Consider the following 15332-nt stretch of genomic DNA (forward strand, 5'->3'; position numbering starts at 1 on the left):
AGCCCTTTGTTATCAATACTCTCAGCTTGGTTTGTTTGAATATCAAACTGACGCTACGTGCATTCTGATAAACTTCTGCTGTCATCCCACGGGTAAACAATGATGTAGCGCACTGGATATCCCACTTTAACGAATGATTATTGAGCATATCGAAGAGTATTTTCTGTTATAAAAGTGTATTAAGATCAATGCTTACAGACAAATCTACTTATGACTGGTTAGCGTTTAAATATATTTGCTATATCCGACATACCATTACCAATGTCAGCTTGTTCAGTATATCTCGCAGGCATGTCAGGACTTTTCCAATCACCGGCATCTTGAATTTTTTTCATTGAAACGCCATTTTCTGCCATAGTAACGGCAGCACCAACGCGCGGACTGTGGCAAGTAATTGGTAGGTCAATGCCTGCTTTCTTGGCAATACGCTTGAGTGACTTATAAATATTTACATAAGCAATTTTTTGCATGTGAGCGAGGCGTGTAACCGTTTCGTCAAAAGGCAACATAGTTGTACCCTTAGGCGATATCCCCCGAAATAATATGCCTGTATTAATTCGAGTAGGATCATCTTTAACTTTTTCCCGTTTACTTTTCCTATCGATATTGGCTTCGGCGATATAAGCCGTTACATAGCTAATACTGGTATTGGATATATAACGTAAAGAGCCTTTACCCGATTGGTCAGTTTTAGACGTTGGCACCAAGAGTTTATTTTGTTTGTAATCTATATGTTTTAATTGTACTGGCGCGACTTCATCTGCACGTAATAACCCATCAAACATTATATTAATCATAGCTAAATCACGGAAGTCTAATAAAGTTTTAGGGATAACATGAGTATTTATTTCTTCTAAATCTCTTAATCTTAAGGCAGGTGCTTGATTCGCTCGCGCGTAAATATCATGCGCTTTCATTTGTAATTTAATAAAATCACGCAAGTACTCTGAATTCTTTAACGGGTTAGGAAATTTTGCAATGGCCATAAACTTAGATAGGGTCGCCATACGATGACGGATAGTATTGTGCGCTAATTGAGATTCACACATTGCCAGAACATAAGCTTTAATACTTGTTTCTGTTAAATCCATATCGGGCGTTAAACCTGGCATATCATTGGCAAAACAAAAATCATAATATTGTTTTAAATCACTTTTATATGAGCGCTGGGTATTAGCCGGCAATAAATTAAATATATCAGTAAAATATTTGTTGGCGGCTTCTCGGTGTTTTGAAGGTACCACAACATTAAGATCAGCTAATGATAACTCAGTCAGTTTCATTATCCATACCTAGTATAGCAAGATGATTATCTTCATAAAAACTCAATACTTCATCAAGGCCTTCATCTAACTTGTTAAAGCCGTTGGATTTAATAATGAGATGTAATCTTTTTTTTAAGGTGCGCGATAGCTGTATGGTAGTGATGTCATTTTTAGTGCGTGATTTTTTCTTTTGGGCGCGTCTTGCTACTGTCATCTACGTAATTCTGTCATGGTTATTATACTGGGAAATTCTAATATATAAATTGTCCTATAGGACTAAAGTAACGGTATACTGTATAAGTGTACAGTATACCGTTACTTTAGTCTACTTAATATCGTTTTAGCTTATTGAATAAGATAACTATAATTATCATACGCAATAGCGGTAAATAGATGATAAAAAAGACAATTACAGCCAATTGACTGCTAGTTCGCCTTCATTTTATATAGCTACATCCATTTAGTTTGTTTTTTAGTCTATGGTGTGTTACTTAACTATCATTTACCGTGGTTGTTTGATGGTGACTAAAGCATATAACGATAAAATCGGGGAGAGTGAAGACTGTTTTTTGTACAAAAATAGCAGAGTAAATGGCTGAATAGAGTTTTTTAAGCAAAAACAGGCTAATACTTTAGCTGCCACCATTGCCAAAATGAGGATCTGATCAAGTCAGTTTTTTATTCTCACTGGTAAAGGAAGAAGGGTTACAAAGCGGGTAATAACTATGAGGTAATGTTTTCAAAGACAAGAATTAATGCTTATTAAATCACCATTAATTGACTAATAAGTTACAAAACTTAAAAATATAGCTGAGAAGGATATTTAAGAAGATCAGTAGGGCACTTTAAACAAGTTTATAAATGCCCATTTCCTAAATTTGTACGATATTTATATTATTTGTCTATTTTATCAACTGTTTAGTACGCATTTGAGTTAAGTTAAAATAGCTTAAAATTGACTGTATACCCTACATCCCTTTACTATAAGGCCTTACGGTGGCTTTGTTTAAATATCAAACTCACCGTACGTGCATGCTGATAAACATCGGCTGTCATCACTGGTAAATAATCACCTAGCGCGCTATTTTAGTTGTAATATTCGAGCAATTAAAATGTATAGGGTAGAGCGGTTAATCGACCTTTCTACGCTTACCACTTTCAGCACGTTTCTTATGTTCGCTTTGCACATAGACAGTATCGGTGGTTGCCATGCTGGCATGACCAAGATCTTCTGAAATATCTTTAAGAGGGCGGCCACGTTCAATTTCCATACTGGCACCGGTATGCCTTAACCAATGGGCAGAAGCTTCTTTTAATTTCATCGCCCTGGTTTCACCTTCTACTCTGCGCATATTTTCATAGGCGAGATCAAAAACACTCTGTACTAAACGTCGTAAATGCCTGGAGGTCATACCGCCTTGACCACGTATTTTTTCCACAAGAACCGTATTTTCGTTTCTTATTGGTAAACCTAATAAACCACGGTAACCGCGATAACGTTCTAAAAAATGCAAATAATCTACGGGCACGGTAATATCACGTATTTTTCGACTTTTACCAAATATTTTCAACCACCAGTTTTCATCTTCATCTTGCCAAAAATGGCCCATGGTGGGTGACCAATTGGGCCGTTCAGATAACTCTGAAATCCTTAAAAAGAGGGTTTTCAATGATGCAATTACGAATAAGTTACGTTCAAAGATGGGGTCTTCATCAGCCATTTCAACAGCAGTATCTAAAACGTATTGCCATTGGCTAGCGGTTAAACGTTTAATTTCTTTAACTTGTGAGTCAATGATAAAGTGGCGGCAATCTTTTTTAGCAATTGCTGCCGGATTACCAATACAGAAATCTTCAGCCATTAGGTAATTATAAAAAACGATAAGTGCGGTAAACATCGATGAAAGTGTTTGTTGTGATGGTCGGTATTTTTTCTTATCAATGACATATTGAGATTTTTGACTTTTAGGTGCTTGCATCTTAAATGGAAACCAAAGTTCATTAGCCGTTGAATAACCATTGGATAGTTTGAAACGTTCTTGATTTGATGTGCCAATCCAAGTAACTGGTGGCTGCCAACAAAAGTCAGCATATTCAAGCAAGTCAGTTTTACGTAATTGGTCAATTGGTTTTTTCTTTTCAATAAACGACCATAAAATAAAACGTTCTACGTCATTTCTAAATCTGTCATAGGTATGGTTAGATTTATTTCTACCGATATAAGTAAGGAATATTTTACCCCAGTTAAATTGCTCAAGCCACCAAGGCTCATTTGCAGAAAATATTTTATCTAGCTGTGGATAATCTTCAAGATCGAAATCACACAAATCAAGGTATGGTGGATATAAAGGTACCGGTTTAGAAAAGGTGCTGGTCGAGGTTTTAGTTAATGACATTTATTTGAATACCAAAATTTTAATTCTAACGAGGGAAACATAGGTTAAAGCCAGTTTAAACCACTATACCCACTATGTCCAATACTGAAGAGTATCGGACATAGTGGGTATCTATATCTGTGCTCTGCTGCTATTTACTTTATTACATGCTTTGTTCTAGCCTTGGTATTCTAGGCTTACTACTGAATTGCTCCAGCTATGACTTTAGTTATGTTTGTTAATATAGTTACTAATTTTATTACTGTTCGTTTTAGATATCTTCATTATTGTTTACTGTTTTCACTTTCAACAATATGTTTTACATCTCTCACTTTACAACTAATACTTTCAACCAGCACTTTTAATATAAAATTATAAATCAACTTATGTCTGACACTCTGTTTTTATCAGCTATTGAAAATGTTAAGTCATGACCATTGCCATTTTAATAACCGTGCAGATGGCTGAAATTATTTTTACTTAACGTAGCCTAACTGATTTTAGCTAGCTTCAGCTTTGTTTATTTTACTGAATGTTATTTGTCATTTATTTTTAATAAAGCTAACTCAAGTTTATGTTTGAGCATGTGCTCTTGCTTAAGCGTCTTTTTATGATGCTGTAGTATGTCAAAGCTATATTGCCATGGCTGTTTTTCTTCATTAGTCTTTTCTTGCTTTAGTAAAAAATCAATGGCAGATTTTTGTTTATACCATTCTTGTTCACTACCTAGTAATGCCATAGCAACTTCATGGGTATTTTTAAGGGTTAACCAAAAATCAGCCTGGCTAGTGAGCGCAATTTCGATGCCTTTAGGATCGAGATCACTAAAACAGATTAGTGGAATTTTCCCCTTAAAGCGTCGAAAAAATTGATAACTGGTATTGGTAGTTTGTTGCGGCTTAACATCACCACGATAAAGCCAAAGTGCTTTAGTTAAATCAATCGGCAAATCAATTTCATCACATAGTGCTGTTAAATTTATCAGCTTGAGATTCGCCATCACGGCAAGGTTCTCAACTAAAACAATGACACTATGTTCAACCGATTGAATTTCATCTGCCTTTATATAGTTACCTAATGAAGTAAACGGCGATGATTTATAAATTGTTTTATTAATTTTCAGATCAGATAAGCTATTAATCAAGATGAAATCTTTGCTAACCGCATAGCTGTTTTCTTTTTCACTTCGATTAACACCCGCATTAGTTACTCTGCTGGTTTTATTAGGATATGAATCATTTCTAATCTCAACACCAAGCGTTCTTTGTATTTCTTTGCTTAGTGCCAAAATATCAGTCAGGTTAAACGTTAAGTGTTTTTTACTCAAATCAAATTGGCCAAAATGATAATCTTTATGCAACCTTATTGCTAAGGCGCTATTTTTTATCTGACCGCCCTGCCTATTTTTTTGCAGTTTATCTTGAGTGAAATTATAAAGTTGTTTGTTCATAATACTGTTTTATATATTATACCTATGACTTTATGTTTAGTTAGGCACTAGCTTTGATTTCAGGTTTAAGTTCGATAACGACATCACTATAACTATAGTTATGGGTAGTGCCGGTAACTACAATACCTTTCATTTTGATATTAAGGGCATTTTGCTGTGCGTTGGTTAATTTGCAGTAGCAACTAAACACTAATTCTATCCATTCTTTTGGCGCGATAACGTGTGATTTTTCCAGCCAAATATTTTGGAATTCTTGATAAAAACCTAAAGCGGAAACCGCACAGTTATTGATGATCACCCGTTCAAACAACAGTTCTGTTTGATCTTCAAAAAAATCTTCTTCGGCGGCAATTTTTTCAATTGGCTCGAAACTGACCTCGCTGGTTGTTCTTACTTTAATGGGGCTAACGACGGCTTGTTTACGTAATGACTGTACCAACTCAAGTAAGGCTTGTTCAATGTCGGTTTGCTTGGTATCGACATAGCTGCGCAGTGGCATTGGTGGCGAATATTTCAGCTGTTCAGGTAAATTTGGTAGCTCAAATAACTGCTCATCAAGGTCAAATTCAGGATGTTTCCGTAAAAAACGCGCCATATTTCGTAATTGGCTGGCCTGTTTTTCATCTCGACGTAAGCGAAACAAACTAATACGCATGTTATCAATAATCAAACGTAGCTTGGGCAATATTTGGTTATACCAGTAAACAAAGTTAGAAATTTTACGGGCAAACTCATTAGGACAGAGCCAATCTAGCCACTCGTAACAATCTTGCGGATCAATTTGCTGCAACTCATTCAGTAGCTTTTGCGCATGGGATAAGTAACGTTCATTTTGGCGTATCTTGTTAGACAAGCTACTAACAAAACCAAATTGACTAACAATAGCAAAGTGCATATTCTCTAAATTGTTGTTTAAACTGTCTTTAGTTTCATAAAGTAAATCATCGAGTTGATCTAAATAATACTCGGCATCTTCTTGCTCTTTGGCTATGGTTGCCAGTTGATAATCTTTTACTACTTCTTCAATCGCTTCAATCACTTTACCCATGTCGGTAAGTTGCCGATAGCTGGTTTGCTTACGCATTAAGCGGTTTAACATGCGTTTAAGATCGGTAGTTACTCTATACTCACCTGGAGAATCATCAGGTCTGATCAAGCCAGATTTATGCAACAAATTCAAGGTGTTGACATCTTGTTCATCACTCGCTATCGAGCCATAAACATAGGCATTGGCGAGTAAGTCATTGTAGGCACCAATTTGTCTTAGTAACGTTGCGACTTGCGAAGAATCAAAACCAGCCATTAGAAAAGCAACTCATCTTGTTGGCTTTTTTCTTGCTCGGGTAACGTTACTAGCTCGGCATCATTCAAAAACTCTATCAGTAAGTAAATTAGGTCAAAACGCGCCGTGGCATAATATCTACTGCTGCCAGCATTTTTACGGACAAAATAATGCATTTCTTCCAGCTTTTGAAATACCATCACCAGTTGCTCACGCGTTTCAGTTTTATTTGTTTTGAAAGGCTTGATGGTGGTTAAGCGCCGTAATTGCTCACTCAAGGTTTGATCATGTTCAAAGGGCTCGAATAATTCATTGATATTCAACACCGATTTAGCACGTATAGGTAAATCTGCTTGCGTTGCCGTTAACAGTAAATCTAAAAACTCTACCAGTGGTCTAAAAGTGCTACGCATATCACTAAATAAAACACTGAGCTCAGCATGGTTACTGTCATCAACCTGATTAAAGGTACAGTAATAGGCATCGGCGCTTTCAAGGTAGGTCAATTTTCTATCTAAATTAGCTAAAAAATCATTCACTTTATCGCTATGACTTTCTGCTTTTAAATACAAATATTCGGCTTCATAAGCCGTTTGACAAATAACAGTGCCACAAAGCAGCTTTTGAATACTTTCTTTAAACATTATTTACCACCTCGGCTTTCTTTTTCTCTGTACTGGCCTCTGCTGTGACTTCAGTACTTTCGTCAGCTGTTATTGCTGTATTATCCTCAGCTATTACCTTGGTACTTTCATCAGTAATATCCGGTACTTTATTACGTTGTGCCAGTAATTCATCCAATCGAGATTGCGGGATTTCGGCATGATAAATCTTATTATCTTTTAATTTATAATGGCGGTTATACAAGGATAAAATATGACGGTCAGTTGAGGGTGATGCTGATAACATACTGATATTATTGTCGTTAAACATTTGTAATAACAGATCGATATTTTCTGCAGCCAGTTCACCTAGTTCATCAACCGGTAAAATTATTTGGCTGGCATGTTTACTATCACCACGTAACATGCCTAAAAGACCGGCAAATAATGACAACATGGCTAAATAAGATAAACCGGTTGAACTGACTTTTTTCAGCTGCTTGGCATTACGGGCGTATTTTATTTGGCCTTTTTCTACAATGGTAAATTCTAAATCAAACAAATTATTGTGTACTAAGACAAAGCCTTCACTGGGCAAATAATTAGCCAATTTTTGCATAGCGAAAACCAAATCATCGGGTACCTCACCAATACCATCACGTAATTGATCTTTATGTAGTTCAAACACTTCGGCAAAACTTTTCAAAGGTCCCCAGTACTCTAGCTCTTCTTGCTTCATTACCGTAGTCACATTGATGTCGGCTAAGGCTTCAAAGTGTGCCAAAGCGGTAACCTTAGCGGATAAAAGTTTACCTATGCGCTTTATATTCCGACCAAAATTTTCGATGTGCTGATAAAATTCGTTGATCATGGTGGCGTTAACGGTAACCAGTTGATAAGTACTTTGCTGCTTTTGCTCGGCACTATTTAATAACGCGCTAATGGGCTCACGATATTTAAACAGTGCTTGAGCGCCAGAGTAGTTATCGTTTTCAACTAATAGATTTTGCCAGTTTTCATAAAGCTCACTGCCAGAGTGATCTTTTCTAAAACGCTCACTAAAGGTATTCAGCTGACTAGCCAAGCGTTTCTCAATGGTTTTAAATTGTTGGTAAAAGTCATGACAAAAGCTAACGGTTAAATCGGCTTGGTTGGCCGGCTCTTGCTCAGCAAGTTTACTGTCAATGGCAGACATTTCACACAAACGCTTATTATCATTCAGTTGTATTAATAAATCATCGGTGGCCTGTTTTTCTAGATTGGTTTTCTTAATTAGCTGTCTTAATTCACTAATTTTAGTTGTCAGTTCAATGCTAATATCTTCATGATTTGACTCTAGATTACGCTTGGTGATTTTTCTGTTCTGGTTTTCTTCAACCAAAGCATCACGGTGACAATAACGTTCATTAAGAAAACTTTGATAGTCACGCGCCTTTTGGGCGAACAGCGAACATTGCTGTAAGTCTTGCTCTAGCGTCACGCGCTTAGCAATGCGTTTGTCTACTTCCCCTTCGGGGTCAAGGTGTTTAATATCACTGGCTTGTTGTTTTTTAAGCTCGGTAGAGCGCTGCTTGGCATTAGTTTTTAAGGTGATAAGTTGCTCGGCTAATAGTGTTAACTGATTATCTCTATCACTTTCAACTACCATGCATTTTTCTAATTTATCATTGGTTAAATCATGCAATTGCTCGGTTTTATCTTCTTCAAAGCTGTGTTGCTTTTTATCCAGCATTTTTATTTGCTGATTGAAACTTTGTAATTGTGTCTCGATGCTTTGACGGTGTGCCTTAATGGCCAACTGTTTTTTAATCACTAGGCTTTCTTGCTGCGTTTGCAATTGTCCTAAGGTTAATTTTTGTTGGTTTAAGTTCTGTGTCTGCTCCGTCACATTGACTTTAAGCTGATTAAGCGCTTTGACTAAGCCTTTTAAATGCTCATCAAGCTGGCTAATTTTATCAGTTTGGTTTTGTAACTTAGTTTCGATAACTTGACGTTTTTCACGCAGTTGCGCTTCATCTAAAAATAATGAATCGTCACAAGGCAGTTGTTGTAAATCTATGGATAAGCCATAAAGACTGGCTGTGGCACTATCGCTTGCTAGCCACTGTGGATTTAAATCAGACCGTGATAATTGCTCGCTAGTAAGTAAGCGGCCAATATCATTTTGCCAATTACCCGCTTGTGGCTCGTTAATAAGGTAATGATGTAAAGAGCCTGCTTGTGGCAGCAGTTGTAATTCTACTTGCTGATAATCTTGACGTAACTGTTCCAGATAGCGATTAGCGTCACTACGTTGCGCTAATTGTTGGTCTTGTTGTTTCTCTAATTGATATTGCTGCTTTTGCAACTCTGACTCTTGCTGCAGTAGTTGATTATAACTTTGCTGAGCGAGAGTTAACGCTTGCATGTTATCGTCAATATCGCGAGTTAATTGCTGCGGTATTATTGGCTGGGTTAACTGTTGGTTAGCATGGTCTAATTGATATTGGATTTGTTGCCGATCTTTTTGCAGCTTAAGCTCTTCTTTATGTAGTTGAGCATTAAGAGCGTACTCTTGTTGATGAAAAACATCATTTATATGGGTTAACTGCTCATTGGTCGTGGCAGTAATAAGCGCCGATTTTTCATTATTACTACTGACTGCTTTAAGTTTTTCAACTTCAATTTTTTGAATCAGTTTATCAAATTTTTGCCCTATTTTAGTGATATTACCTTCAAAGGCATCAATAACGGCAATCACTTCATTTAATTCTTGCTGAATGTGTGGCGCTTGCTCGGCCTTAATTTGATAACTACTGGCATCATCATCTTCATAGTTAAGTTTGTCTGCATCAAGTAAGTCTATTTTACTTAAATCGGCATCAATCTTAGCGTTTAAATCAAATAAGGCTTTTTGATAGTGCTCTGTGGCATTGGCTAACTCGGTATCGAGTGTATTGCGTGTTACGATACTGGTTTTTTTAAGCTCGTCTCTATCTTGCTGCTTTATTTCAAGGCGCTGTTGATGCGCGATCACTTCAGCATGTAGATGTTGTAACTTATTTAATAAACTGGCAAAGGCACTAAAGTCGTTTTGCCAAACAGAGATTTTATCGGCAACTTTTTTAATGGCGCGACTGGCCTGAATATCAGCCAACCAGCCAGTAATATCGGCTTTATTTAAACTTAGCTGCTCTTTTTCTTCGTTGGTATCACGGGCAAGATGATCACTGGCAATAGCCACTAACATACGTTTGACCGCTTCAAAATCTAGATTTTTTTCTATGGTGCCGTTAATCACTTTATCAATATGTGGGCAGGGTTGTTCACTAAAAGAAAAGCGATTTTGCAGCAGTCTTATTTCTTTGTGTTGACGACCGCTGCGCAAATTTTGAATCACTTGCCGGTATTTATCTATGCCGAGGAATTTTGAACTTTCTGCATTGATACTACGGTAGTTTTTTTCTATTTCACTGATGGTAAAAGGCTTGGCTTTGCTGCCTTGGTTATTGGCGATAAAGTGTTGTGCGTCGTAAGGGGCATCAATAAATTTAAATTGCACACCTCTACCATCACTGGTCGCTAACACCTGGCATATTTGTCCATAGGGTCGGCAGTATTCGTACACTAAAATACTGGATTCACGAGGTAAGTAAAAATCGGCAAAGTTTTTCGCCTGATCAACCTTGCTAACAATATCACTGGGTCGCATGCCATAAAAAAGTGGCAACAGTCGCATTAATGACGTTTTGCCTGCGCCGTTGGTGCCTTCAAGTTGCGTGTGACCCGTCAAATCAAGTTCGTTGACTTGACCCTGCCAAAAACTATCGATAATAATAATGCGGAGCAGCGAATAGCCGTGTTCTGCCATAGTGTGACCTTAAGGGAAAATTAATGAAGAGGTTGTAATTTCAATACTAGCGCGGGGTCAATTTTTACACCGAACCAGTTAATGCGCCAGTCTAAATGAGGGCCGGTTGCTCTGCCGCTTTTACCTACTGCGGCGACTACCTGCCCTTGTTTAACTTTATCACCTTGTTTTACATAAGAATGACTTAAATGTAAAAAGGTAGAGCTGACGCCTTGACCATGATCAATAATCATGGTGCCACCAGAGTAAAACATATCAGGAACCCAAAGTAATACCGTACCCGAAGCTGGAGCTTTGACCGGATCGCCGGTTTTACCGGCGTAATCTAAACCAAAATGTGGGTTTTTAGGCACGCCGTTATAAACACGTTGGCTACCATAAACACCGGTAATGCGGCCTTTTATTGGCGCAATAAAGCCTTGAGCAAAATAATTAAGGCTACTGGCAACTTTTCGGGCAGTTTTTACCTGTTTGCTATCTTGTTGCGCTCGGGCAACCGACTTAGGATTTGGCTGCATGATGCTTTTCTTAATGCCTTCAATACGCTGAATATTATAACTACGTATTGAAGGTGTTAGGGTTTTTGTTGCCCGATCACCATTAATTGAGGTAATGACTAATTGATAACTTTTCTTGTCATCACGGGAAAAACCAAAGGTGTAATCCCCCTGACTAGAAACTGTGATTACCTTGCCATTTAAGCTGACGGTATTGTCCGGCCGTGTTTTACCGACAATTAAACCGCCTTGCTTGATTTCACCGCTTAACACTATTTTTGGGCTGGTAATATTAACCGCGCTAACAGAAAAGCTAGCGGCAAGTGCAAAAGCAACTAAGCTTTTGCTTAAGGTATTAGGTAATATTTTAGCTAAGCCATGAGTTAAAGCGCTAACCATGAACAATTGCCCCTTTAGCGACACCTTCGTAAGCAACAACTTTCACCTCATTATTAGCGAGTTCCGCATGTTCAGCTTTTATTTGTCTTAAAATAAAATCGGCTAATAACTCTACCGTAGAATCACAATCAACCACATCAAGTACCTTGCTATCAACGGCGATATCAAATCGACCTTGTGGTGCATGGTAACTAAAATATTGATGATCGGGGGTTAAATTGTTCATTGCGTGAGCAGATAACTCGATATCATCGCGTGAAATTCTATCGGCTTCACTGGCAATATAGATGTCTTGCCAACGCTGACACCAAGCGGCTTCTAACTTAGCGTCTCTTTTATCATCAACATACACTTTAATTTTTGAGCGGTGACCATGGGCAATACGCTGACAATTGCCATCGTGTAACTTCAAACCATGAGTGTAATGATAATAATCGCTCGAAATAACTTCCGGGCGCAATACTAAGGACAAACCTTGCACATTATCGGGCAAATGCGCCAAAATAATAGCCGTTAAATGTGTCGTTACCGCGGCTACTGTAATGCTTAAACAGTCTATAGTCGCAAAAGCACAGGCAGGAGATTGTAAATAGTAATCTGCTACATCGCTATTAAAGTCAATGGTTTGATGACCTTGGTTATGTGGTGAGTCTGCCAAGGTTATTGCTTGCTCTTGCGCAGGTAATAACAGTTTATGGTCAACGGCATCATCAATAATGGCCTTGATTTGCTTTTTCACAATAGCAAAATCCAATACCATACTTTGCTCGTTTAACGAGCCATCGAGTAAGACGTCAACAATCCAGCTCTCACCGACAATACCGCGCTGTTTACACAGGTATGAAAAATCAATAACGGTAAGATTATCTACAAATAATTGCATTTTTTTCCTTAATTTACTTAGGGCTCTCTACTTTTTATTCGGGCTTAACTCGTTCAGCCAGCGTTATCTACTTTAAACTTCGTTAGATAAAGCTGCGTTTAGCTTAAGTTAGTCTGCTACTGTCCACAAAATTTCTTCATTGGCACGCACTGGTACCACAACATCGCCGCCAAAAGTCATGGTTGCTGGTACTTGCCAGGCCTTTTTAACTAGGGTGATGGTGTCGGTATTTACTGGTAATTGGTAAAAATTGGCGCCGTTAATGCTGGCAAAGGCTTCTAATTTATCTAAAGCATTTTCTTGTTCAAACACTTCCGCATACAACTCAATGGCAGCAAAAGAGGAATACACACCAGCACAACCACATGCTGACTCTTTAGCATGTTGTGCATGTGGTGCAGAATCAGTGCCTAAGAAGAACTTTGTACTGCCACTTGTTGCGGCAGCCCTTAACGCTTGTTGATGAGTATTGCGTTTTAAAATAGGTAAACAGTAATAATGTGGTTTGATACCACCCACTAACATGTCGTTACGGTTATAGAGTAAATGATGCGCAGTAATAGTAGCGGCAACATTATCACCAGCTGCACTAACAAAATCTACCGCATTTTTAGTGGTGATATGTTCTAACACTATTTTAAGGTTAGGATAGTTAGCTACCAAGGGCTGTAAAATGGTATCAATGAATACTTGCTCTCTATCGAAAATATCGATATCAGCGGTTGTTACTTCACCGTGTACTAATAGTGGCATATCAACTGCTTGCATGGCGGCAAAAACGTCCGTTAAATTGGCAACATCCGTTACACCCGATGAAGAATTGGTTGTTGCGCCAGCAGGATATAATTTTGCCGCATACACCACACCAGATTCTTTCGCATCAATAATATCTTGAGCCGTGGTTTTATCGGTTAAATATAAAGTCATTAGTGGTTTAAAGTGGCTATTTTTCACCTCGGCCAAAATGCGTTTGTGATAACTTTTTGCTAACGCTGCAGTGGTTATTGGTGGTACTAAATTTGGCATGACTATGGCGCGGCCAATATAACGACTAATGTCGGCAACGGTATTTTTTAAGACTTCACCGTCACGTAAATGTACGTGCCAATCATCAGGGCGAGAGATGGTTAAGGTGTTATTTGAGTGATTAGTTGCGCTATTGCGTTCATTTGTCATGTTCATTTCCAATTTTTTGATGATTACAGTCAATTTATTACATGTAGTTGTAACTGGCTGATTTTTAATATTTACTTTGGTAAAAACACCTTTTATAAATGGTAACGCGGTACCTTTGTGGTTATGCGTTACCGATATTTCGGCGGTATCGTTACTCTTCTGGGACTTTTTCAGCCTCGACTTTTTCACTATCCAGAAGTGCCATTAATTGTTCTTTTAAATTCGGTGGCACTTTATATATGGTTATTGAATCATTATGTGGATTATAAATCACGTCTTCGCCAAAGTGACTACGTTCAAAACTCAAGCTTATACCATTACCATAGCCTGAATATTTAGTGATTTTATTAACCACTGCTTGCTCGTGTGGAAACGATTCTTCCATAGCATACGATTGTGTTTGGCAGAACTGATAAAAGTCTTGTTCTGCACCGGCACTTTCAATTACTTTACCAATCTCTTGCAGTGACACATCTTGAGAACTCGCTTTTTGCTCTTTACAGTAGCTCAGTAAATCTTTACGTGTTTTTTGCTTTTCACTTGGGTCTAGTTGATTAACGGCAACATAATCTTCAACCGCTTGTACCAGTGTTTGCGTTTGTTCTTTGGCGTTTAAGCCTTCTTCACAACCTAAAAAGTCTAAAAAGAAGTCTGATACCTTACGGCCCGCTCTACCCTTAATAAAAGAAATATAGCGATTGCCCTGGGCATTGTCTTTATAATCGAATAAATCAATACGCGCTGCTAGTTGTATTTTATTGATATCTAGATGCTGCGCGGCTGAAATATTCAACTCACCATCAACGCTGTAATGCTCTGACACCGGTATAACCGCTATTATTAAGTAACGTCCACCCATGTATTCATAATGACAGATAACAAAATAGCCAGTCTCGTCTATGTCATATTTTTCAATTTCATTTTTTAATACATTGGCCGCTTGGGTACTAAAGTCATAGAAACTTTGCTGTTCTGTTAAATAGCTTGCCATCAAATCAACAAAGCGCGCGGCATCCCCTTCACTGGGCATGTCGGAAAAGCTGCCATACGCTTTATTACCTTTGGCATTATAAATGGTGTGTAAACCATCAACAAAGTTAGTTGTTTTGGCACTTTCTTGGGTAAAATCAATATTTTCCGGACCAAGGCGTAAGACAACTTCACCGGTGTCTTCTTTTTTAGACAGGTAATGTAGTGCTATGTTTGTAATTATTAAGCTCATAGGATTTTAGGTTCAGTTACTAATGTAAGTTAATGTTGGTGTTTTATATCTGCTATATATTAAATTGTGCAGGCATTTGATAAACTAGAGAAATTAAATTTATCATTAACGAAAACACTTATTATGCCTATTGTATCTAAATATTCGAACGAACGTGTAGAAAAAATTATCCAAGATTTACTTGATGTACTTATAAAAGAAGAAACAACCCCTGATTTAGCCTTAATGTGTTTAGGCAATGCCGTGACACACGTTGTTAGCCAAGTACCCGAAAGCAAACGTACTGCCGTGGTAGACAACTTTACCAGCGCATTAAAAAAATCAGTTTAAA

Annotated in this window: 12 protein-coding genes; 1 reads left to right on the forward strand and 11 read right to left on the reverse strand. The window is 37.8% G+C overall.

Going from position 1 to position 15332, the window contains the following annotated elements; translation table 11 throughout:
- Positions 1-218 precede the first annotated feature (218 nt).
- The 11 genes from CMT41_RS08880 to yejK all read right to left on the reverse strand — a co-directional run bounded on the left by CMT41_RS08880 (position 219) and on the right by yejK (position 15001).
- Positions 219-1283 (reverse strand): tyrosine-type recombinase/integrase, encoded by a 1065-nt coding sequence (locus CMT41_RS08880; protein WP_058027070.1) that lies wholly within the window; start codon positions 1281-1283, stop codon positions 219-221.
- Entirely contained in the window at positions 1270-1479 is a 210-nt protein-coding gene (locus CMT41_RS08885; RefSeq protein ID WP_057180967.1) for a hypothetical protein, read from the reverse strand. Before CMT41_RS08885 ends, CMT41_RS08880 begins: the two co-directional genes overlap by 14 nt.
- 916 nt (positions 1480-2395) lie before the next feature.
- Complete coding sequence (locus CMT41_RS08890) at positions 2396-3661, reverse strand: tyrosine-type recombinase/integrase (protein WP_058027071.1); 1266 nt, start codon at positions 3659-3661, stop codon at positions 2396-2398.
- Positions 3662-4175: 514 nt separating this feature from the next.
- Positions 4176-5090, reverse strand: coding sequence for a DUF7281 domain-containing protein (locus CMT41_RS08895; RefSeq protein ID WP_058027072.1), 915 nt, complete (start codon positions 5088-5090; stop codon positions 4176-4178).
- Between the two features lie 40 nt (positions 5091-5130).
- Positions 5131-6393 (reverse strand): hypothetical protein, encoded by a 1263-nt coding sequence (locus CMT41_RS08900; RefSeq protein ID WP_057180970.1) that lies wholly within the window; start codon positions 6391-6393, stop codon positions 5131-5133.
- The gene (locus CMT41_RS08905; protein ID WP_057180971.1) at positions 6393-7016 is read right to left on the reverse strand and encodes a hypothetical protein; all 624 of its coding nucleotides are present in this window, start codon (positions 7014-7016) and stop codon (positions 6393-6395) included. Before CMT41_RS08905 ends, CMT41_RS08900 begins: the two co-directional genes overlap by 1 nt.
- The gene (locus CMT41_RS08910; RefSeq protein ID WP_058027073.1) at positions 7009-10824 is read right to left on the reverse strand and encodes an ATP-binding protein; all 3816 of its coding nucleotides are present in this window, start codon (positions 10822-10824) and stop codon (positions 7009-7011) included. Before CMT41_RS08910 ends, CMT41_RS08905 begins: the two co-directional genes overlap by 8 nt.
- Before the next feature lie 20 nt (positions 10825-10844).
- Positions 10845-11720, reverse strand: coding sequence for a M23 family metallopeptidase (locus CMT41_RS08915; RefSeq protein ID WP_058027074.1), 876 nt, complete (start codon positions 11718-11720; stop codon positions 10845-10847).
- Positions 11713-12603: a 6-carboxytetrahydropterin synthase gene (locus CMT41_RS08920; RefSeq protein ID WP_058027075.1), complete on the reverse strand. Its 891-nt coding sequence runs from the start codon at positions 12601-12603 to the stop codon at positions 11713-11715. The genes CMT41_RS08915 and CMT41_RS08920 overlap by 8 nt, the downstream gene beginning before the upstream one ends.
- Positions 12604-12711: 108 nt before the next feature.
- On the reverse strand, positions 12712-13779 hold the full coding sequence (gene pyrC / locus CMT41_RS08925; RefSeq protein WP_058027076.1) for a dihydroorotase: 1068 nt from the start codon (positions 13777-13779) through the stop codon (positions 12712-12714).
- A 151-nt stretch (positions 13780-13930) separates the two neighbouring features.
- The gene (gene yejK / locus CMT41_RS08930) at positions 13931-15001 is read right to left on the reverse strand and encodes a nucleoid-associated protein YejK (protein WP_058027077.1); all 1071 of its coding nucleotides are present in this window, start codon (positions 14999-15001) and stop codon (positions 13931-13933) included.
- A 123-nt stretch (positions 15002-15124) separates the two neighbouring features.
- Here yejK and CMT41_RS08935 point away from each other — a divergent pair, with 123 nt between their 5' ends.
- Positions 15125-15331, forward strand: a complete 207-nt coding sequence (locus CMT41_RS08935; RefSeq protein ID WP_057181043.1) for a DUF1414 domain-containing protein — start codon at positions 15125-15127, stop codon at positions 15329-15331.
- Position 15332: the final 1 nt, after the last annotated feature.

The organism is Colwellia sp. MT41, assembly GCF_001444365.1.
Classification (GTDB): domain Bacteria; phylum Pseudomonadota; class Gammaproteobacteria; order Enterobacterales; family Alteromonadaceae; genus Colwellia; species Colwellia marinimaniae.

Excerpts from the sequence above, each read along its gene's own strand:
- CMT41_RS08885 (WP_057180967.1), bottom strand. The coding sequence starts at position 1,479 with ATGACAGTAGCAAGACGCGCCCAAAAGAAAAAATCACGCACTAAAAAT.
- CMT41_RS08880 (WP_058027070.1), bottom strand. The coding sequence starts at position 1,283 with ATGAAACTGACTGAGTTATCATTAGCTGATCTTAATGTTGTGGTACCT.
- CMT41_RS08915 (WP_058027074.1), bottom strand. The coding sequence starts at position 11,720 with ATGGTTAGCGCTTTAACTCATGGCTTAGCTAAAATATTACCTAATACC.
- CMT41_RS08900 (WP_057180970.1), bottom strand. The coding sequence starts at position 6,393 with ATGGCTGGTTTTGATTCTTCGCAAGTCGCAACGTTACTAAGACAAATT.
- CMT41_RS08890 (WP_058027071.1), bottom strand. The coding sequence starts at position 3,661 with ATGTCATTAACTAAAACCTCGACCAGCACCTTTTCTAAACCGGTACCT.
- pyrC (WP_058027076.1), bottom strand. The coding sequence starts at position 13,779 with ATGACAAATGAACGCAATAGCGCAACTAATCACTCAAATAACACCTTA.
- CMT41_RS08910 (WP_058027073.1), bottom strand. The coding sequence starts at position 10,824 with ATGGCAGAACACGGCTATTCGCTGCTCCGCATTATTATTATCGATAGT.
- CMT41_RS08895 (WP_058027072.1), bottom strand. The coding sequence starts at position 5,090 with ATGAACAAACAACTTTATAATTTCACTCAAGATAAACTGCAAAAAAAT.
- yejK (WP_058027077.1), bottom strand. The coding sequence starts at position 15,001 with ATGAGCTTAATAATTACAAACATAGCACTACATTACCTGTCTAAAAAA.
- CMT41_RS08905 (WP_057180971.1), bottom strand. The coding sequence starts at position 7,016 with ATGTTTAAAGAAAGTATTCAAAAGCTGCTTTGTGGCACTGTTATTTGT.
- CMT41_RS08920 (WP_058027075.1), bottom strand. The coding sequence starts at position 12,603 with ATGCAATTATTTGTAGATAATCTTACCGTTATTGATTTTTCATACCTG.
- CMT41_RS08935 (WP_057181043.1), top strand. The coding sequence starts at position 15,125 with ATGCCTATTGTATCTAAATATTCGAACGAACGTGTAGAAAAAATTATC.